Origin of the sequence: Halomonas organivorans, from assembly GCF_014192055.1 — a bacterium.
In the GTDB taxonomy this organism is placed as follows: domain Bacteria; phylum Pseudomonadota; class Gammaproteobacteria; order Pseudomonadales; family Halomonadaceae; genus Halomonas; species Halomonas organivorans.
Genome location: NZ_JACHXM010000043.1, coordinates 1 through 19,825, shown reverse-complemented (window position 1 = coordinate 19,825; position 19,825 = coordinate 1). Strand labels below are relative to the sequence as shown.

At 69.4% G+C, this 19,825-nt stretch carries 17 protein-coding genes; 8 read left to right on the top strand and 9 right to left on the bottom strand.

Translation table 11 applies throughout. The features are described 5' to 3' along the window. The coding region (locus FHR96_RS21010) for a sodium:calcium antiporter (protein WP_183389671.1) at nucleotides 1-995 on the bottom strand (995 nt) is incomplete at its 3' end. A 164-nt stretch (nucleotides 996-1,159) separates the two neighbouring features. On the opposite strand from FHR96_RS21010, the gene FHR96_RS21005 reads away from it, so the two are divergent. Further along, on the top strand, nucleotides 1,160-1,438 hold the full coding sequence (locus FHR96_RS21005) for a DUF4235 domain-containing protein (protein WP_183389670.1): 279 nt from the start codon (nucleotides 1,160-1,162) through the stop codon (nucleotides 1,436-1,438). A 12-nt stretch (nucleotides 1,439-1,450) separates the two neighbouring features. Here the strand turns inward: FHR96_RS21005 and FHR96_RS21000 are convergent, their stop codons facing one another. Continuing rightward, the gene (locus FHR96_RS21000) at nucleotides 1,451-2,467 is read right to left on the bottom strand and encodes an asparaginase domain-containing protein (RefSeq protein ID WP_183389669.1); all 1,017 of its coding nucleotides are present in this window, start codon (nucleotides 2,465-2,467) and stop codon (nucleotides 1,451-1,453) included. 56 nt (nucleotides 2,468-2,523) lie between these two features. Then, nucleotides 2,524-3,996, bottom strand: a complete 1,473-nt coding sequence (locus tag FHR96_RS20995; RefSeq protein WP_183389668.1) for an alanine/glycine:cation symporter family protein — start codon at nucleotides 3,994-3,996, stop codon at nucleotides 2,524-2,526. A gap of 147 nt (nucleotides 3,997-4,143) precedes the next feature. Between FHR96_RS20995 and FHR96_RS20990 the strand changes: the two genes are divergently transcribed. Further along, a complete protein-coding gene (locus FHR96_RS20990; protein WP_183389667.1) occupies nucleotides 4,144-4,959 on the top strand; it encodes a helix-turn-helix transcriptional regulator in 816 nt (271 codons plus the stop codon). Between the two features lie 9 nt (nucleotides 4,960-4,968). On the opposite strand, the gene FHR96_RS20985 is transcribed toward FHR96_RS20990, so the two are convergent. The 5 genes from FHR96_RS20985 to FHR96_RS20965 form a co-directional block, all read right to left on the bottom strand. Next, nucleotides 4,969-6,348, bottom strand: coding sequence for an SLC13 family permease (locus FHR96_RS20985; RefSeq protein ID WP_183389666.1), 1,380 nt, complete (start codon nucleotides 6,346-6,348; stop codon nucleotides 4,969-4,971). Nucleotides 6,349-6,488: 140 nt separating this feature from the next. Further along, complete coding sequence (locus tag FHR96_RS20980) at nucleotides 6,489-6,797, bottom strand: hypothetical protein (RefSeq protein WP_183389665.1); 309 nt, start codon at nucleotides 6,795-6,797, stop codon at nucleotides 6,489-6,491. Between the two features lie 50 nt (nucleotides 6,798-6,847). After that, nucleotides 6,848-7,912, bottom strand: coding sequence for a class II fructose-bisphosphate aldolase (gene fba, locus FHR96_RS20975; RefSeq protein ID WP_183389664.1), 1,065 nt, complete (start codon nucleotides 7,910-7,912; stop codon nucleotides 6,848-6,850). A gap of 74 nt (nucleotides 7,913-7,986) precedes the next feature. Further along, complete coding sequence (locus FHR96_RS20970) at nucleotides 7,987-9,150, bottom strand: phosphoglycerate kinase (protein WP_183389663.1); 1,164 nt, start codon at nucleotides 9,148-9,150, stop codon at nucleotides 7,987-7,989. 37 nt (nucleotides 9,151-9,187) lie between these two features. Further along, nucleotides 9,188-10,222 carry a type I glyceraldehyde-3-phosphate dehydrogenase gene (locus tag FHR96_RS20965; RefSeq protein ID WP_183389662.1) on the bottom strand — a complete coding sequence of 345 codons (1,035 nt, stop codon included), beginning with the start codon at nucleotides 10,220-10,222 and terminating at the stop codon, nucleotides 9,188-9,190. A 181-nt stretch (nucleotides 10,223-10,403) separates the two neighbouring features. On the opposite strand from FHR96_RS20965, the gene FHR96_RS20960 reads away from it, so the two are divergent. From FHR96_RS20960 to FHR96_RS20950, 3 genes are all read left to right on the top strand, one after another. Further along, a complete protein-coding gene (locus FHR96_RS20960) occupies nucleotides 10,404-10,871 on the top strand; it encodes an Hsp20/alpha crystallin family protein (RefSeq protein ID WP_183389661.1) in 468 nt (155 codons plus the stop codon). Nucleotides 10,872-10,903: 32 nt separating this feature from the next. After that, nucleotides 10,904-11,287 (top strand): Hsp20/alpha crystallin family protein, encoded by a 384-nt coding sequence (locus tag FHR96_RS20955; protein WP_183389660.1) that lies wholly within the window; start codon nucleotides 10,904-10,906, stop codon nucleotides 11,285-11,287. Between the two features lie 222 nt (nucleotides 11,288-11,509). Continuing rightward, on the top strand, nucleotides 11,510-12,562 hold the full coding sequence (locus FHR96_RS20950; RefSeq protein ID WP_183389659.1) for a class I fructose-bisphosphate aldolase: 1,053 nt from the start codon (nucleotides 11,510-11,512) through the stop codon (nucleotides 12,560-12,562). Nucleotides 12,563-12,846: 284 nt separating this feature from the next. Here the strand turns inward: FHR96_RS20950 and tkt are convergent, their stop codons facing one another. Continuing rightward, entirely contained in the window at nucleotides 12,847-14,853 is a 2,007-nt protein-coding gene (gene tkt, locus FHR96_RS20945; RefSeq protein ID WP_183389658.1) for a transketolase, read from the bottom strand. A 355-nt stretch (nucleotides 14,854-15,208) separates the two neighbouring features. Here tkt and metK point away from each other — a divergent pair, with 355 nt between their 5' ends. From metK to ahcY, 3 genes are all read left to right on the top strand, one after another. Further along, nucleotides 15,209-16,429: a methionine adenosyltransferase gene (gene metK / locus FHR96_RS20940; protein ID WP_183389657.1), complete on the top strand. Its 1,221-nt coding sequence runs from the start codon at nucleotides 15,209-15,211 to the stop codon at nucleotides 16,427-16,429. A gap of 133 nt (nucleotides 16,430-16,562) precedes the next feature. Then, complete coding sequence (ligB, locus tag FHR96_RS20935) at nucleotides 16,563-18,260, top strand: NAD-dependent DNA ligase LigB (RefSeq protein WP_183389656.1); 1,698 nt, start codon at nucleotides 16,563-16,565, stop codon at nucleotides 18,258-18,260. Between the two features lie 64 nt (nucleotides 18,261-18,324). Next, entirely contained in the window at nucleotides 18,325-19,731 is a 1,407-nt protein-coding gene (gene ahcY, locus FHR96_RS20930) for an adenosylhomocysteinase (protein WP_183389655.1), read from the top strand. The last annotated feature ends 94 nt before the right edge of the window (nucleotides 19,732-19,825 follow it).

Here is a 19,825-nt window from a genome sequence, read left to right as displayed (position 1 = left end):
AGGTAGCAGCCGGCGATGGCCAGGCTCTCGAAGCCGATGCGGCCCGGCCCCAGGCGCTCGCGGTGGATCATGCCGACCAGCAGGATGGCGGTCATCAGCAGCGACAGTGCCACCCACAGCGCCACGCCGTCGGGCATGGCGTGATAGATCGAACCGCCGCGGTAGGCGAGGTCCGAGGCGGCAACGAACAGGGTGTCGAAGGCGTTGCCGCCGATGATGCCGGCCACCGCCAGAGTCAGTGCGCCGCGTCGCACCGCCGCCACCGAGGTGACGAGCTCCGGCAGCGAGGTGACCACCGCGGTCATCAGCACGCCCACCACCGACTGGCCGAGGCCGGTATCCTCGGCGATCGTCGAGGCGGCCCCTTCCAGCAGCCAGCCGCTGGCGCCGAGCACCAGCGCCAGGCCCGCGAAGCTCAGCCACAGGCGTCGTGCCGAGCCTGACTGGGCGCGCGGGTCCGGCACGTCCGGCGTGGTCTCGCGGGTCTGGGCCGGGCGCCACATGGGGCGGTCCTGGGTGCGGTCGGTGAGTCGCAGCCCGAACAGGTAGGCGATCACCAGCAGCGGGGTGATCGGATGAACCTGCCACAGGGTCCACTCCGGGGCGAAGCGGCCCACCAGCACCAGGGCCAGCAGGCACAGCAGCAGGCCGCCCTGCATCAGGTTGCCGATGGAGGCGGCGGCGTGCTCCAGGTTGGCGCGGCGATGGGTGAGGTCGGCGACGGTCAGGAACAGGGTCTGCACGGCGATGCCGCCCAGGGCGTTGCTCATCGCCAGGGTCGGGTGGTCGGCGAGCGCCGCCGAGACCGAGAGCACCAGGCCCGACAGCGAGGTGGCCATGCCCAGCAGCACGGCGCCGGCGATGGCCTCGCCGAGGCCGGTGCGGTCGGCCAGGTCGTCGACGATGTGCGTCAGCTTGGTGCCTGCCACGCCGATCACCAGGCTAGCGCCGAGGAACAGGGCGATGGCGAGGCCGAGGGGCGGGTCGGTCAGCAAGGCACGTCTCCCATTGGGGGACGGGACATTGGCCGGGTGGGGTGGCCCTCTGGCATGTTGACTCCTGTCGTGGGCGCTAGGCTAGGAAGGCGCCGCCCACCGGAAAGGCTCAGGGAAGGGCGACCCACGCTACTCCACCGTTTTTGCCAGGAGGCCGTCAAGCCATGAAGACGCGAATGTTCTGGTCGATGGTCGGCTATACCGCCGTCCTCGGCGCCAGTCTCTTGACCCGGCACACCGCCCGGGAGGCCTATCGCAAGACGGCCGGCACGGCCCCGCCGGAGAACCCGGGGCGGCGCGATACCCGCTGGCGCGAGGCGCTGGCCTGGGGCGTGGCGAGCGGCGCCCTGGTCGGTGTCGCACGGGTGGTCGGCCATCGCCTGGGCGACGAGGCGCGCCGCCGCGGCGAGCGCGGCCGGGCCCGCAAGCGCCTGAAGGGCTAGCTTTGCACGGCCTCAGCCCGCCGACATCTCGCCGCGCAGGGGCGTCGCCAGGGCCGTGGCCAGTGCGTCGCCTCCGAGCCCCCGGGCGATCAGCACCTGCAGCTTGGCCAGCGCCGCCTCCGGGGTGAGGTCGCCGCCGGGGATGACGCCGGCGGCATTCAGCGCCGCTCCGGTCGCGTAGGCGCCCTGCTCGACGCACCCCTGATGGCACTGGGTGACGTTGAGCACGGCGAGGCCGTGCCGAGTGGCCCGAGCGAGGCGGGCGATCAGCGCGCCATCCAGGCCCGGCGGGTTGCCCACTCCATAGGTGGTCAGCACCAGGCCTTGCAGCGTGGGAAGCGCCAGCACCGCGTCCAGCAGCGCCGTCGACAAGCCGGGATGCACCGGGAGCAGGGCCACCGAGTTCTCGGCGAAGGTCAGCGGAGTGAAGTCCGGGGTGCCGGTGGGCAAGGCCTCGCGGGTGTCGAGCCGCAAGGTGATGCCCGCCTCGCCGAGCCACGGGACATTGGGCGAGTCGAAGGCGTCGAAGCCCTGGCTGCGGACCTTGCGGGCCCGGTTGCCGCGCAGCAGGCGATCATGGAAGGCGATGCTCACCTCCCGCGGGGCCGCGTCGTTTGCCGCCGCCAGCAGGGCGGTGGCCAGGTTGGACGAAGCGTCGCTGCGCGGCTCACCCAGCGGGATCTGGGCGCCGGTGAGCACCACCGGCTTGTCGAGGTCGCCGAGCATGAACGACAGCGCCGAGGCGGTATGGGCCAGGGTGTCGGTGCCGTGCAGGATCACGAAGCCGTCGTGGTCGTGCCAGTGTTCGGCCAGGGCGGCAACCAGGCGATTCCAGTCCGCGGGGACGAGGTCGGCACTGTCGATCAGCGGTGCCAGTTCGACCACACGGCACTCGGGCAGGTCGCCGGCGTCGTGGCCGGCCAGGTGGCGGATCAGGCGGTCGGAGAAACCAGGGGCCGGCGCGTAGCCGTCGGGACCCGGTCGCATGCCGATGGTGCCGCCGGTATGCAGGATCAGCAGGCGTCGCATGATGAGGCTTCCAGGCTGGGGGAGTGGCCCCGCTGGCGCGGGGCCGGGGGGGGGCGTCAGTCGCGGGCGGAGGCCGGGGCGTTACCCATCGCCCGATGGGCGCGCTCCAGATCCTCGGGCTCCAGCTCCCAGGCCTGCGGGTCCAGCGCCAGGTCCGGATGGTCCTTGGCATTGAAGATCGGCTGTTCGATGCCGTTGCGCATCTGGCCGTCGAAGTCCTTGAGGATGCGCAGGCCCGGCTTGAACAGCAGGATCAGCGCGACCAGGTTGGCCACCGCCAGCAGGCCCATGGTCACATCGGCAAAGCCGAACACGGTGCCCAGGTCGGTGGTGGCACCCCAGCAGACCAGCAGTACGATGGCCACGCGGAAGGCATTGAACAGGTTCTGGTTGCGGCGGCTGAAGAAGTTGAGGCTGTTCTCGCCCAGGTAGTAGTTGTAGAGGATGGTGCTGAAGGCGAACAGCAGCAGCGCCAGGCTGACGAAGGTGCGGCCCCACTCGCCGACGTGGTCGGCCAGCGCCGCCTGGGTCAGGGCGATGCCTGCCACCTCGTTGCCGGATGCCGGGTCATAGGCGCCGCTGAGCAGGATCACGAAGGCGGTGGCCGAGCAGATGATCACGGTGTCGATGAACACCGAGAAGGCCTGCACGATGCCCTGGTTGGCCGGGTGCGGCACATAGGCGACGGCGGCGACGTTGGGGGCGCTGCCGAGACCGGCCTCGTTGGAGAACAGGCCGCGCTTGACGCCCATCAGGATGGCGGCGCCGATGCCGCCGCCGATGGCCGGCTCGAGGCCGAAGGCGCTCTTGACGATCAGCGTGATCACCGCAGGAATCTCGGTGACGTTGAGGCCCAGCACCACCAGCGCGATCAGGATGTAGCCGCCGGCCATGAAGGGCACCAGGTACTCCGAGATGCGGGCGATGCGCTTGATGCCGCCGAAGATGATCAACCCCACCAGCATGGCCAGGCCGAGGCCGCTGTAGAGCACCGGCACGCCGAAGGCATCGCCGAAGGAGGTGGCCACGGCATAGGACTGCAGGGCGGTGAAGGCGAAGCCGAAGGTCGCCAGCAGCAGCACCGAGTAGAGGCCGGCCAGCCAGTTCCAGCGGCGACCGAGGCCGCGGGAAATGTAGTAGGCCGGGCCGCCGCGGTAGGTGCCGTCGCCCTCGGCCTGCTTGTAGGTCTGGGCCAGGGTGCACTCCAGGAAGCTGGTGGCCATGCCCATCAGACCGACCACCCACATCCAGAACACGGCGCCCGGTCCACCCAGGGTGATGGCCACGGCGACGCCGGCGATGTTGCCGCCGCCGACCCGGCCGGCGACCGACAGCACCAGCGCCTGGAAGGAGCTCAGGTGGCCGTGCTTGTCGCGCTTGAAGGCCTGGCTGGCGCCGAGGATGCGGAACATGCGGCCGAAGTAGCGAAACTGCACGAAGCGTGAGGCGAGGGTGAAGCCGACGCCGACGGCGATCAGCAGCACGAGCAGGACCTTGCCCCACAGCAGGTCGTTGAGGAAATCCAACATCCGGTTGTCTCCATCTTGGTGTTATTCGAAGTGCGGGGAGATTTAAGCAGGACGCAAGGGCGCTGGGATTTGACGCTCTGGTGCGCCCTGGCGCACTATCCGGCGCACCGAGTGCGCCAGACTGCACCAGCCGAGGGAGAAGGGGACATGCACGACGACTTTGCGGCCAACCTGCGGCTGCTGTGTAGCTACTATCGCTCCATCGCCGAGGTGTGTCGGCGGCTCGACATCAACCGGGCGCAGTTCAACCGCTACCTCAGCGGCCGCTACAAGCCCGCCGACCATACCATGCGCCGGATCTGCGATTTCTTCGGCGTCGAGGTCCACGAGATCCTGCTGCCCCACGAAGACTTCCAGCCGCTGGTGCGGTTGCGCCCCGAGGAGCGGGAAGCGCCGGTGCGGCAGGCGACTTCGCCTGGCATCCCGGCCGGCCTGCTCGACAAGGGGCGCCAGGGCATGTCGCGCTACCTGGGGTGCTACCACGAGTACTACCTGGCGATGTCGCAGCCGGGCCAGGTGCTGTGCACCCTGGTGTGCCTGGAGCGGCACGGCGACGATATCCTCTACCAGCGCACCGAGCGCATGCCGCCCATTGCCGGAGGGCGGTCCTGCCACAATCGCTATCGTGGGATGGCGCTGCTGTTGACCGATCGCCTGTTCCTGGTCGACCACGAATCGCTCAACGGCCACGAGATCACCCAGACCATCCTGTTCCCCAGCTTCAAGAGCCACGTGTCGCGGCTGACCGGCCTCAAGCTGGGGGTGGCGGACAGCAGCGAGCGCATGCCCTGCTGCGTGCGGGTGCTCTACGAGCGACTCCCCGACACCCTCGGCCCGCGCCAGGCGCTGGCGCGCTGCGGGCTCTATCCCCTGGACGATCCATCGCTGGATCCGCAGATCGTGGCGGCGATCCGCAACGACGTTTCTCCCAACGAGTGGCAGTTCCGGGCGCGCTATCCCTGAGCCGATGGCTTAGATCCGGCCCAGCAACTGCCACCACAGATAATCCAGCGGCCACAGCAGCACCAGGCTCAAGGCGGCCATGATCAGGCACACCCGGGCGCCGGTGCGCAGCGACAGCCGGGCCGCCAGTAGCCCGACCACCAGCGGCGGTGCCTGGTAGGGCAGCAGGATGGTCGAGAACCCCACCACCTGAGACATGGTCACCGCCTCCGGCGACCAGCCGGTGATGGCGGCGATCTCGGGTGCCAGTGGCGTCAGCACCGCGGGCACGCCGGGCAGGGTGAGAAAGGTGCCGAGCGCCATGGCCAGTCCGCCGAGCAGGCCGAAGGTGGTGCCATCGCCGGCTCCCGCCAGCGGCAGGGCGGCGAGCAGCACGTGAGCGACTCGCTCGCCCAATCCGCTGTGGTAGGCCAGGGCCCCGAGGCTGACGATGCCGGCGACGTAGAACAGCGACTCCATGTTCAGCGAGGCCAGGGGCTTGGTCGGCATCAGCCCGCTGCCCGGAAACAGGCAGACCAGCGCCGCCGCGAGGCCGATCCAGGCCGGCGAGATGCCGTGCCAGGCGTCGCTGACCCACAGCGCCACCGCCAGGACCAGCAGCAGGGCCAGGCGGCGGGCCGGGCGAGCCAGGGAGGCGGCGGCCTCGTCCTGACATGGGGGACCTGAAGCGCGATCCGGGTAGAGCCGCAGCATCACGCCGATCAGGAGCAGCGCCTTGAGCAGCCCCAGCACCGGAAAGTGCAGCCACAGGTAGGCGCTGTAGGTCGGCGGCGCCCCGAGCACGGCCTCGCTGGCGCCCATCAGCACGTTGTTGGGCACGTTGGCCGGCAGGATGGCGTAGGTGGGCAGGAAGGTGCCCATCATGCCGCCGAGGATCAGCCCGGTGCGGCCCGGGCGGCCCTCCCCGTAGCCGAGGTGATCGGCCAGGGTCGAGAGGATCGGTACCATCAGCACGATGCGCCCCATGCCCGAGGGCATGACGAAGGCCATCGACACGCCCAGTGCCACCACCCCGGCCACCGCACCGGGATAGGAGGTCGTGAGCCGGGGACCGACCCGCCGGGCGATGTCGGTGCCGAGCCCGGTGTGCTGGATCGCCGCCCCGATCACCAGGCCCGAGAACACCAGCCAGGTCGCCGCCGAGGCGAAGCCGGCGAAGATCGTCTCGGTCTCCGCCACGCCGGCCACCGTGCAAAGCGTGAAGAACACCAGCGCCGTCAGCCACTGGGGCAGCCAGCCGGTCGCCCACAGGGCGATCGACAGCACGATCACGCTGGCCGCCCGTGTCATCGGTGCGGCCGTGGGCACGAGCAGCAGGAAGGCGGCCACCGCCAGGATGGCGATCAGGCTGGCGAGATGGCGCAGGGAGGGTCGAGAGGCGGCGGGCATGGAGGCTCCGGGCGAGGGCAGAGCGGCGAGATTAGCAGGCGAACGAGCCACCGCTCAATCCGCGCTCATCCCGGGCGGGCCGGAAGGGCAAGGCAAGGGGGAAGCAAGCAGAGCGACGAGCGTCGCCCGGCACCGGCGATTCAGCGAGCGGGGCGCGCGCAGTTCTCGCGGTAGAGCGGGGCCTCGGCGTCCAGCGTCAGCGTTTCGGAGACGGTCTGGTAGTAGAACGGCTCGGCAGGGCGCGATGCGCGGAGATACTCGCCGCACAGGCCGTAGCCCTTGTTTACTTCGCGCACGCGGATGAGCTCGATGTCGTCGCGAGTGTCGAGGCGCTCGGCGATGCGCGCGGCGATCTCGTCGTCGCGATTGGCATCGGAGACCATCTGGCCGCCGAAGATCAGGCCGGCGACGAGCAGGATGGCGACCACGGGGATCCACAGGTTATGCATGGTGGGGCTCGCATGGTGCCCGCCGGCGCGAGGGCCGGCGGGCAGGGCGCTTACTTGACGCGCGGATCCAGTTCGCCGCGCTCGTAGCGCTGGAACATGGCCTCGAGGCCGAGCGGCTTGATCTTGCTGGCCTGGCCGGCGGTGCCGAAGGCCTCGTAGCGGGCCTTGGCAACGTCCTTCATGGCCGCGGTGCTGACCTTGAGGAACTTGCGCGGGTCGAACTCGGCCGGGTTCTCGGCCAGGAAACGACGCACCGCGCCGGTGGCGGCCAGGCGCAGGTCGGTGTCGATGTTGACCTTGCGCACGCCGTGCTTGATGCCCTCGACGATCTCCTCGACCGGCACGCCGTAGGTCTCGGGGATGGCGCCGCCGAACTGGTTGATCACCTCGAGCCATTCCTGGGGCACCGAGGAGGAGCCGTGCATCACCAGGTGGGTCTCGGGGATGCGGGCGTGAATTTCCTTGATGCGCTGGATGGAGAGGGTGTCGCCGGTGGGCGGCTGGGTGAACTTGTAGGCGCCGTGGCTGGTGCCGATGGCGATCGCCAGGGCATCCACGTGGGTGGCCTTGACGAAGTCGGCGGCTTCTTCCGGGTCGGTCAGCAGCTGGTCGTGGTCGAGTTTGCCCTCGGCCCCGACGCCGTCTTCCTCGCCGGCCATGCCGGTCTCCAGGCTGCCCAGGCAGCCCAGCTCGCCCTCGACGGAGACGCCGCAGGCGTGGGCCATATCCACGGTGCGACGGGTCACGTCGACGTTGTAGGCGTAGTCGGTCGGGGTCTTGCCGTCGGTGCCCAGCGAGCCGTCCATCATCACCGAGGAGAAGCCGAGCTGGATGGAGCGCTGGCACACCGCGGGGCTGGTGCCGTGGTCCTGGTGCATGACCACCGGGATGTGCGGGAACTCCTCGATGGCGGCCAGGATCAGGTGGCGCAGGAAGGGCGCGCCGGCGTACTTGCGGGCGCCGGCGGAGGCCTGGACGATCACCGGGGAGTCGGTCTCGTCGGCGGCTTCCATGATGGCGCGCATCTGCTCGAGGTTGTTGACGTTGAAGGCCGGGACGCCGTAGCCGTGTTCGGCGGCGTGGTCCAGCAGTTGGCGCATGCTGATCAGTGCCATGAAGTCACCTTGTATCGCGTGAAGGGACGCGGCGGGCCGGCGCCGCGTCCTGTCTCATTGGGTAGGGGTAAGGGTTAGCGGGCCGCCGCTTCCAGGGCCGCCACGGCCGGCAGGGTCTTGCCTTCGACGTATTCGAGGAAGGCGCCGCCACCGGTGGAGATGTAGGAGACCTTGTCGGCGATGCCGTACTTGTCGATGGCCGCCAGGGTGTCGCCGCCGCCGGCGATGGAGAAGGCGTCGCTCTCGGCGATGGCGTAGGACAGCGCCTCGGTGCCGTGGCCGAACTGGTCGATCTCGAACACGCCGACCGGGCCGTTCCACAGGATGGTGCCGGCGGCCTTGAGCTGCTCGCCGAACTTGGCGGCGGTCTCCGGGCCGATGTCGAGGATCATCTCATCGTCCTGCACCTGGTCGACCGGCTTGGTCACGGCCTCGGCCGAGTCGGAGAACTCGGTGGCCACCACCACGTCGCTGGGCAGCGGGATCTCGACCTTGGCCATCAGCGCCTTGGCGGCGTCGACCAGATCGGCCTCGTGCAGCGACTTGCCGACGTTGTAGCCGGCCGCGGCGATGAAGGTGTTGGCGATGCCGCCGCCGACGATGATCCGGTCGCACTTCTCGGACAGCGCGTTGAGCACCTCGAGCTTGGTGGAGACCTTGGAGCCGCCGACGATGGCGGTCATCGGGCGCTTGGGCGTAGCCAGCGCCTTCTCCAGCGCCTCGAGCTCACGGGCCAGCAGCGGGCCGGCGCAGGCTTCGGGGGCGAAGCGGGCCACGCCGTGGGTGGACGCCTGGGCGCGGTGGGCGGTGCCGAAGGCGTCCATCACGTAGACGTCGCACAGCGCGGCGTACTGCCTGGCCAGCGCCTCGTCGTCCTTCTTCTCGCCTTGGTTGAAGCGCACGTTCTCGAGCAGCGCGACCTCGCCCTCCTCGAGTTCGAGGTCGCTGCCCAGGTAGTCCTTGACCAGGCCCACACGGCGTTCGAGCAGCCCGCCCAGGTGGTCGGCCACCGGCGCCAGGGAGAATTCCTCGGCCGGCTCGCCCTCGGTGGGCCGTCCCAGATGGCTCATCAGCATGACCCGGGCGCCGGCCTCGAGCGCGGCCTGGATGGTCGGCAGGGCCGCTCGCAGGCGGGCATCGCTGGTCACCTTGCCGTGCTTGACGGGCACGTTCAGGTCCTCGCGGATCAGCACGCGCTTACCGCGGAGGTCGAGGTCGGTCATCTTGCGCACGTTCATGGAAGCAGGTTCCTCGTCTGGGAAAGCCGAAGGGGAGTCAGGCGTCGGAGGGCGGCACCGGGCCCAGTCGGGCGATGCGGCCGGCGACGTCGAGCATGCGGTTGGCGAAGCCCCACTCGTTGTCGAACCAGCACAGCATCTTGATCAGGCGGCCGCCGGCCACCCGGGTCTGGGTGGCGTCCACGATACCGGAGCGCGGATCGTGGTTGAAGTCGACCGAGGCCATGGGCTCCTCGGTATAGCCGAGCAGCCCGGCGAGCCGGGTGGCGCTGGCCTCGCGCAGCAGGGCGTTGACCGCCGACGCGGTGGTGTCGGTGCGCACGCACAGCGCCAGGTCCATGGCCGAGACGTTGATGGTCGGCACGCGCACGTGCAGGCACTCGAAGCGCTCGGCCAGATGCGGCATCAGGCGGTTGATGCCGCGCGCCAGGCCGGTATCCACCGGGACGATGGAGTGCATCGCCGAGCGGGTCAGGCGCAGGTCGGTCTGGTGGTAGGCGTCGATCACCGGCTGGTCGTTCATCGCCGAGTGGATGGTGGTGGTCACGCCGTGTTCGAGGCCCAGGGCCTCGTCGAGCACGGTGAGCACCGGCACCAGGCAGTTGGTGGTGCAGGAGGCCGCGGAGATCACCCGGCAGGCCGGGGTCAGGTCGGCGTCGTTGATGCCGGTGACGATGGTGGCATCGACGTCGCTCTCGGCGGGCTGGGAGAACAGCAGGCGACCGGCGCCGGCCGCCAGGTGGGCCTCGGCGGTGGCGCGGTCCTTGAAGCTGCCGGAGCACTCCAGCACCAGGTCGACGCCGAGCGTTGCCCACGGCAGGGCGGACGGGTCGCCTTCGGATAGGACCTGGATCGAGTGGCCATCGATCACCAGGTGATCGCCGTCGACCTCTACCCGGCCGGGAAAGCGGCCGTGGGTGGTGTCGTAGCGGGTCAGGTAGGCGATGGTGTCGAGACCGGACAGCTCGTTGATGGCCACCACCTCCAGTTCCGGCATGCCGCGTTCGGTCAGCGCGCGCAGCACGCACTGACCGATGCGACCGTAACCGTTGATGGCGATGCGTAGGGCCATGACGTTGCCTGAGACTCCTGCCGGTGGGCACAAACCGGCGATTCTAGCGTATTTCGACGCCGACGTCGCGGCTGCTCCCGGGGCCTTGAAAAGCGCCCGATCGCTCCTATCTATCGCTTTAGAGGGCCGGGCGCGGTGCCCGGCCCGAGGGTCATCACGACGATGACGGGAGGTGTTCGAGATGTTCGGAGATCTCAGGCGTTTCGATAGCGAGTGGGCGCCGGGCGGTGACTGGTTCCGGCGAGTGTTCGACGAGATGTGGCCCGGCCTCGAGGCCGCCGATATCCGGTCGGTGCCCCGCGGCAGCTTCCCGCGGATCAACGTGGCGCGCACCGACGAGGCGGTGCGGGTCTACGTGTTCGCGCCAGGGCTTTCCGCCGAGGAGCTCGAGATCAGCCTGCAGGACAACGTGCTCACGGTCAGCGGCCGGCGTGATGCCGACGCCGAGCCCGGCGAAGCCGAGGCCGCCGCGCGTCGCACGCTGTTCCGCCGCGAGCGCGCCCGAGGTGAGTTCAGCCGCTCCGTCGCACTGCCGGACGGGTTGGACCCTGAACGCGCCGAGGCCAGCTTCCGCCAAGGCATCTGCGAGGTGGTGCTGCCCAAGCGCGAGGAGCTCAAACCGCGGCGCATCACCATCCAGGCGGCATGATGCCGGTGTTTCCGGTAGAGGAGGTGAGTGACATGAACGAAGTCATCAAGCGTGACACGTCCCGCGAGCCGGCCGAGCGGCGCTCGGATGCCGCCCTGCCGGCCGTGGATATCTTCGAGGAAGACAATGCCTTGCACCTGATCGCCGACATGCCCGGGGTGCGGCGCGAGTCGCTGACCGTCGAGGTCAACGACAACGTGCTCAGCCTCGAGGGCGAGATGGCGCTCGAGATGCCCGAGGGGCTGACCTCGATCTATGCCGAGGTGCGCTCGCAGCGCTATGCGCGCCGCTTCACCTTGAGCCACGAGATCGATGTGGACGCCATCCGGGCGAGCATCGACAACGGCGTGGTGCACCTGGTGCTGCCCAAGAAGGAGACCCACCGGCCGCGGCGTATCGACGTCAGGGCGGCCTGATCCCAAGGCGCTGGCGCCCCCTCGCTGGAGGGGGCGCCCTCTTGCCGTCGAGCCGTCTCGGTACACGGCCCGGCGGGAGCCACCGACAAGTCGGATTCGGGATGGCCAAACTGGAGCTGCTTTCATGGTGCCGACGGGCTGTCGCCGGCGATCGCTTGCTCTAGGCTAGGGGGGCGGCACCGACATATCACAGCCCACCAGCCATCAAGGAGTAGAGAGGCGATGACCGATATAGCCCAGTTGCTCGGCGACGAGACGGAAAGCCTGCTGACCCACGAGTGCCGGGGCATCCCGGCCGCATCGATCCACCTGCCGGGCCCGGATTTCATCGACCGGGTGATGACCCACGGCGATCGCCCGCCGAACGTGCTGCGCAACATGCAGGCGCTGTTCGACAATGGCCGACTGGGTGGCACCGGCTACCTCAGCATCCTGCCGGTGGACCAGGGCATCGAGCATTCCGCGGGCGCCTCCTTCGCGCCCAATCCGATCTACTTCGATCCGGCCAACATCGTCGAGCTGGCCATCGAGGGCGGCTGCAACGCCGTGGCCTCGACGCTCGGCGGCCTGGCCTCGGTGGCGCGGCGCTATGCCCACCGCATTCCCATGCTGCTCAAGCTCAACCACAACGAGACGCTGACTCATCCGGCGGTGTACGACCAGACGCCGTTCGCCCAGGTCGAGCAGGCCTTCGAGATGGGCTGCGTGGCGGTGGGCGCCACCATCTACTTCGGCTCCCCGGAGAGCCGCCGCCAGATCACCGAGATCAGCGAGGCCTTCGAGCGGGCCCATCAGCTGGGCATGGTCACGGTGCTGTGGGCCTACCTGCGCAACCCGGCCTTCAAGCACGAGGGCCGCGACTACCACACCGCCGCGGACCTCACCGGCCAGGCCATCCACCTGGCGGCGACGCTCAAGGCCGATATCGTCAAGCAGAAGATGGCCGAGACCAACGCCGGCTATCGCGACATCGGCTTCGGCCACACGCATGGCAAGGTCTACGACGAGCTGACCACCGAGCACCCCATCGACCTGGCCCGCTACCAGGTGGCGAGCTGCTACATGGGCCGCGCCGGGCTGATCAATTCCGGTGGTGCCTCGGGCGGCGAGAGCGACCTGGCCCAGGCGGTGCGCACCGCGGTGATCAACAAGCGCGCCGGGGGCATGGGGCTGATCTCCGGCCGCAAGGCCTTCCAGAAGCCCATGGCCGAGGGGGTCGAGCTGCTCAACGCCATCCAGGACGTCTACCTGGACGATGCTGTCACCATTGCTTGAGGCTGCCACATCGATGCGCCGGGAGGGCGTGTCGGCGGGCACACAATGCTTTCGTACCGTGGTGTGAATACCATTGTGGGAGCGCAGCTTTGCTGCGCGATATCGCCCGACGGGCGATCTTCTCTGGCACCCAGGGCGCCAATCGTTCAGCGAAGCTGAACTCCCACCATGCAAGGCCAGCATGCAGAACCTGGTCTTGCCGTGGTCTCACGCGGATTTGCAAAAAACCAGTAAAAAGGGCACGGCGAATGCCGTGCCCTTTTTCGTGTGCCGAGACGCGGCGATCAGTCGTCGTCGGCGTCGTCCAGCAGTTGCTCGGCCTCGGCCACCAGGTTGTCCACGGTGAAGCCGAAGTGCTCGAACAGGTCGCCGGCCGGGGCGGATTCACCGAAGGTGCTCATGCCGACGATGCGGCCCTCGAGGCCGACGTACTTGTACCAGACGTCACGATGACCGGCCTCGATGGCGATGCGGTTGCCGACTTCCGCCGGCAGCACGGCCTGGCGGTAGGCGGCGTCCTGGGCGTCGAAGGCGTCGGTGGACGGCATCGACACCACGCGCACCGCGCGGCCCTGCTCGGCGAGGACCGCGGCGGCGTCCATGGCCAGGCCGACCTCGGAGCCGGTGGCGATCAAGATCAGCTCCGGAGTGCCGTCGCCGTCCTTCAAGACGTAGCCGCCGCGCTGGATGTTGGCCAGCTGCTGCTTGTCGCGGGCCTGGTGCGGCAGCCCCTGGCGCGACAGCACCAGGGCGGTGGGGCCGGCCTGGCGCTTGAGCGCGGCGTCCCAGGCGGCGGCGGTCTCGGTGGCGTCGCAGGGGCGCCAGGTCGACAGGTTGGGGGTCGAGCGCAGGGTGGTCAGCTGCTCCACCGGCTGGTGGGTGGGGCCGTCCTCGCCGAGGCCGATGGAATCGTGGGTGAACACGTAGATCGCCCGCTGGCCCATCAGCGCCGCCATGCGCACGGCGTTGCGCATGTACTCCATGAAGATCAGGAAGGTCGCGCCGTAGGGGATGAAGCCGCCGTGCAGCACGAGGCCGTTCATGATCGCGCCCATGCCGAACTCGCGCACGCCGTAGTGCAGGTAGTTGCCGCCCGGGGCCTCGGCTGAGATCGCCTCGGCGCCTTTCCAGAAGGTCAGGTTGGAGGGCGCCAGGTCGGCGCTGCCGCCGAGCAGCTCGGGGAGCTGCGGGCCGAGCTCGTTGAGGCAGGCCAGCGAGGCCTTGCGGCTGGCGATCGACTCGCCCTTGGCCTGGGCCTGCTCGATCAGCGCCTCGCTGGTCAGCTCGGCGGGCAGCTCGCCCTTCTGGCGGCGCAGGAACTCGCGGGCCAGCGCCGGATAGGCCTCGGCGTAGCGCTCGAAGCGTGCCTGCCAGTCGGCCTGGCGGCTGCGGCCGGCCTCGGCGGCGTCCCAGCCCTGGTAGATGTCTTCCGGCACGTGGAAGGGGGCGTGGGGCCAGTCCAGCTGCTGGCGTGCCGCGGCAACCTCGTCCTCGCCCAGCGCGGCGCCGTGGCATTCTTCCTTGCCCTGCTTGTTGGGCGCACCGAAGCCGATGATGGTCTTGCAGACGATCAGGCTCGGCTTGTCGTCATGGCTGCGGGCCAGCTCGATGGCGGCCTTGATCTCTTCGGGCTTGTGGCCGTCGACGGCGGGCACCACGTGCCAGCCGTAGGCCTCGAAGCGCTTGGCGGTGTCGTCGGTGAACCAGCCCTCGACCTCGCCGTCGATGGAGATGCCGTTGTCGTCGTAGAAGGCGATCAGCTTGCCGAGCTGCTGGGTGCCGGCCAGCGAGCTGACCTCATGGGAGATGCCCTCCATCAGGCAGCCGTCGCCGACGAAGCAGTAGGTGTAGTGGTCGACGATGGCGTGGCCGGGACGGTTGAACTGGGCGGCCAGGGTGCGCTCGGCGATGGCCATGCCCACGGCGTTGGCCAGGCCCTGGCCGAGCGGGCCGGTGGTGGTCTCGACGCCCGGGGCGTAGCCGAACTCGGGGTGGCCGGCGGTCTTCGAGTGCAGCTGGCGGAAATTCTGCAGCTGCTCGAGGTCGAGGTCGTAGCCGGTCAGGTGGAGCAGGGAGTAGAGCAGCATGGAGCCGTGGCCGTTGGAGAGCACGAAACGGTCGCGGTCGGGCCAGTGCGGGTCGGCCGGGTTGTGCTGGAGGTAGTCGTTCCACAGCACCTCGGCGATGTCGGCCATGCCCATGGGGGCGCCGGGGTGGCCGGAGTTGGCCTTCTGGACGGCATCCATGGACAGGGCGCGAATGGCATTGGCCAGTTCGAAACGGGACGGCATGGGGGTCAGCTCCTCGCCTGCGGCAGATAGTAGCGATGACGCTGCCCGGTCGGGGGCGACCGGGCATGGATCCTGGCTGGGATGCGCCGCGGGGGAAGCGGCGCGGTCGATTCAGGGCGCTTATTGTCGCCGAATGGGCCGCGGCCTTCAAATCGCCGCGGCGGCGGGCACGCGGGGCGGCCCCGGCGCCGCGCAGGGCGCTAGGAAGCCCCGCGGCGAGCGTGTAGAATTCGGCCCCAGCCGGTCCGCCCGGGCCATGGCGCGCCATTTCCCGCCTCGCGGGGCCTGCGCCACTCCATTACCCTGGCTTCGAGCCCAGATGCCGTCATCCCATTTCCAGAGGGTCGAGGACGCCATGAGCGAATACTCCCTGTTCACCTCCGAATCCGTGTCCGAGGGGCACCCGGACAAGATCGCCGACCAGATCTCCGATGCGGTGCTCGATGCCATCATCGCCCGTGACAAGAATGCCCGGGTGGCCTGCGAGACCATGGTCAAGACCGGCGTGGCGATCGTCGCCGGCGAGATCACCACCGCCGCCTGGGTCGACCTGGAGGACCTGGTGCGCCAGGTGATCCTCGACATCGGCTATACCTCCTCCGACGTCGGTTTCGACGGCGAGACCTGCGGCGTGCTCAACCTGATCGGCAAGCAGAGCGTCGACATCGCCCAGGGCGTTGATCGCAGCAAGCCCGAGGATCAGGGCGCCGGCGACCAGGGCCTGATGTTCGGCTATGCGACCGACGAGACCGAATCCTACATGCCGGCACCGATCCACTATTCGCATCGACTGGTGGAGCGCCAGGCCGAGCTGCGTCGCCATGGCCTGCTGCCCTGGCTGCGTCCGGATGCCAAGAGCCAGCTGACCTTCCGCTACGACGAGCACGGCAAGCCCTGCGCCGTGGACGCCGTGGTGCTGTCCACCCAGCACGATCCGGACATCGACCAGGAAGAGCTGCGCAAGATGGTCAAGCGCGAGATCATCGAGCAGGTGATCCCCGCCGAGTGGCTCACCGAGACCACCCAGTACCACATCAACCCCACCGGCAAGTTCGTGATCGGTGGCCCGGTGGGCGACTGCGGCCTGACCGGGCGCAAGATCATCGTCGACACCTACGGTGGCATGGCCCGCCACGGCGGCGGCGCCTTCTCCGGCAAGGACCCCTCCAAGGTCGATCGCAGCGCCGCCTACGCCGGCCGTTACGTGGCCAAGAACATCGTGGCCGCCGGCCTGGCCGAGCGCTGCGAGATCCAGGTCTCCTACGCCATCGGCGTGGCCGAGCCGACCTCGGTGTCGGTGAACACCTTCGGCACCGGCCGGATCAGCGACGAGCGCATCGTCGAGCTGGTGCGCGAGCACTTCGACCTGCGCCCCAACGCCATCACCAGGATGCTCGACCTGCTGCATCCCATGTACCGGCTGACCGCGGCCTACGGCCACTTCGGTCGCGAGCCGTTCGAGACCAGCTACACCTGGACCGACACCCAGGGCGAGCAACACACCGAGACCTTCACCGCCTTCCCCTGGGAGAAGACCGACAAGGCCGACACGCTGCGCGACGCCGCCGGCCTGTAAGCGCTCGGCGGCCGTCGCAAGCGTCGCCGATCTCGTACGTCGCTGATCTCGTACGAAAAAAGAGGGCCCCGTCCGGCACTGCCGGATGGGGCCTTTGCATAGGCTCGAGACAGGCCCTCGTGACGGTATCGCCATGTCTCGCTATCTCGTCCTGCTGGTCTGGCTGTTCGCCGGCCCACTTCTGGCCGCCGACTGCCCGAACTGGCCAGCCCCTCGCGCCGAGCGCGAGCTCACCGCCCTCCATGAACGCCTGAGCGCCTGGAACGACGCCTATCGCCGTGACGGCGCCTCGCCGGTGAGCGACGCCGTCTACGACCAGGCGAGCGCCCGAATGGCGGCCTGGCGACGCTGCTTTCCCGGGCAGGCCTCCGCGGTCGGGCCGCCCCGGACTGGCCCTGCCGGCGACATCCCCCATCCCATTGCCCAGACAGGGCTCGCCAAGCTAGCGGATGAAGACGCCGTGCGCGCCTGGCTGGCTCGCCGCGGCGATGTCTGGCTGCAGCCCAAGGTGGACGGCGTGGCGGTGACGCTGGTCTACGAGGCCGGACGGCTGATCCGGGCGATCAGCCGCGGTGACGGCGAAAGCGGCCAGGATTGGACGACGCGCATGCGGCGCCTGCCCGCGGTGCCCGAGCGACTGCCGGCTTCCGCCCCCGCGCGGATGGTGCTGCAGGGCGAGCTGTATCGACGCCTCGACGGTCACGTTCAGGCGGAGGCGGGGAGTGCGGGAGCGCGCAGCGCCGTGGCCGGCTGGCTGGCGCGGGCGCGGCTGACCGATGACCGGGCCGCCGAGATCGGCTTCTTCGCCTGGGCCTGGCCCGATGGACCGGCGAGCATGCCGCCACGCCTGGCGGGCCTGGAGGCCATGGGATTCGCCGATACCGCGCAATGGAGTCGCCAGGTGGACACCCTGGACGAGGTGCGGCGCCTGCGCGAGACCTGGTACCACGCCCCGTTGCCCTTCGCCACCGATGGCGTGGTGCTCAAGCGGGGGCGCCGCCCGCCGGGCCGGCGCTGGATGGCCGAGCCGCCCGGCTGGGCCGCGGCCTGGAAATATCCGCCCCGCGAGGCGCTCGCCGAGGTGCGCGGCGTCGAGTTCCGCGTCGGCCGCACCGGGCGCATCACGCCGCTGTTGCACCTGATGCCGGTGACCCTCGACGGCCGCACCCTGCGGCGCGTCTCGGTGGGCTCGCTGGAGCGCTGGGAGGCGCTGGATATCCGGCCCGGTGACCGGGTGGTCGTGGCCCTGGCCGGGTTGACGATTCCCCGTCTCGAGGGCGTGGCCTGGCGGGGCGCCGAGCGTCCCGCAGTCACGCCGCCATCGCCCGCCGACTATCACGCGCTGTCCTGCTGGCACCCCGAGGCGGGCTGCGAGGGGCAGTTCCTCGAGCGGCTGGCGTGGCTGTCCGGCGACGAAGCGCTGGATATCGCCGGGCTGGGGCCGGGCACCTGGCGGGCCCTGGTCGAGGCCGGACTGGTTGACGGGCTGCTCGACTGGCTGACGCTCGATCCGTCTCGGCTCGCCGAGGCGCACGGCATCGGGGTAGTGCGAGCCCGGCGCCTCGCCGAGCGCTTCTCCTCCGCACGACAGCGGCCGTTCGCCGCCTGGCTCGAGGCCTTGGGGCCGCCGCCCGGCTGGGAGGCCGGTCGCACGCGCGACTGGGCGACGCTGGCCGGGCGCAGCGAAGCTGAATGGCGGACGCTGCCCGGCGTGGGGCCAGCGCGGGCCGCTGAGCTGGTGGCCTTCTTCGCCGATCCCGAGGTCGAGGTGCTGGCCGGCAGGCTCGAGGCGGCGGGCATCACTGGTTTCGCGGACGCGACCCTGCGTTGATTGTCCGCCGCCGGGCGGGCTGCCTATAGTGAAGGTCACGCTTTTCGCCGAGAAGAGGTGACGCATGAACCAGCCCGCCGTATCCGCCCCCACCAGGGACTACAAGGTGGCCGATATCGCCCTTGCCGACTGGGGGCGTCGCGAGATCCGCATCGCCGAGACCGAGATGCCGGCGCTGATGGCGATCCGCGAGAAGTATCGCCAGCGCCAGCCCCTGGCCGGGGCGCGAATCGCCGGTTGCATCCACATGACCATCCAGACCGCGGTACTGATCGAGACCCTCGTCGATCTGGGGGCCACGGTGCGCTGGTCGTCGTGCAATATCTTCTCCACCCAGGATCACGCTGCCGCGGCCATCGCCGCCGCCGACATCCCGGTGTTTGCCTGGAAGGGCGAAAGCGAGGAGGAGTTCTGGTGGTGCATCGAGCAGACGGTGGCGGGACCCGATGGCTGGGCGCCCAACCTGGTGCTCGACGACGGTGGCGATCTGACCGCGCTGCTCCATGACAAACGCCCCGAGCTGCTCGACGCGGTCCACGGCATCAGCGAGGAGACCACCACCGGGGTGCATAGGCTGCTGGAAATGGCCCGGGCGGGCACGCTGCGGGTGCCGGCGATCAACGTCAACGACGCCGTGACCAAGTCCAAGAACGACAACAAGTACGGCTGCCGCCACTCGCTCAACGATGCCATCAAGCGCGCCACCGACCACCTGCTGGCCGGCAAGCAGGCGCTGGTGGTCGGCTACGGCGACGTGGGCAAGGGCTCGGCGGCCTCGTTGCGCCAGGAGGGCATGATCGTCAAGGTGGCCGAGATCGACCCGCTGTGCGCCATGCAAGCCTGCATGGACGGCTTCGAGGTGGTCTCGCCCTACCGCGACGGCGTCAACCGCGGCATGGAAAGCATCGACCGCGCGCTGCTCGCGCGCCTCGACCTGGTGGTGACCGCCACTGGCAACATCGACGCCTGCGACGCGCCCATGCTGAAGAGCCTCAAGCAGGGCTGCGTGGTGTGCAACATTGGCCACTTCGACAGCGAGATCGACACCGCCTACATGCGACGCCAGTGGCACTGGGAGGAGGTCAAGCCCCAGGTGCACAAGGTCTACCGCGACAGCGACCCCGACGACTACGATCCGGAAAGCCGCGACTACCTGATCCTGCTCTCCGAGGGGCGGCTGGTGAACCTCGGCAACGCCACCGGCCATCCCTCGCGGGTCATGGACGGCTCCTTCGCCAACCAGGTGCTGGCACAGATCCATCTTTTCGAGGAGCGCTTCGCCGACCTCGACGAGAGCGACCAACGCGGTGCGCTGGGCGTCTCGGTACTGCCGCGCCACCTGGACGAGGAGGTGGCCCGCTACATGGTGGAAGGCTTCGGCGGGGTGATCACCCGCATGACCGACGCCCAGGCCAAGTACACCGGAGTGGCGGCGGAGGGCCCGTTCAAGCCGGATGGCTACCGCTACTAGGCCGGGCTTCGCCCGGAGCTTGAAGTCATAAGCTTGAAGCTGGAAGAAAACCCGGCCGGGCTTCGCCCGGAGCTTGAAGTCATAAGCTTGAAGC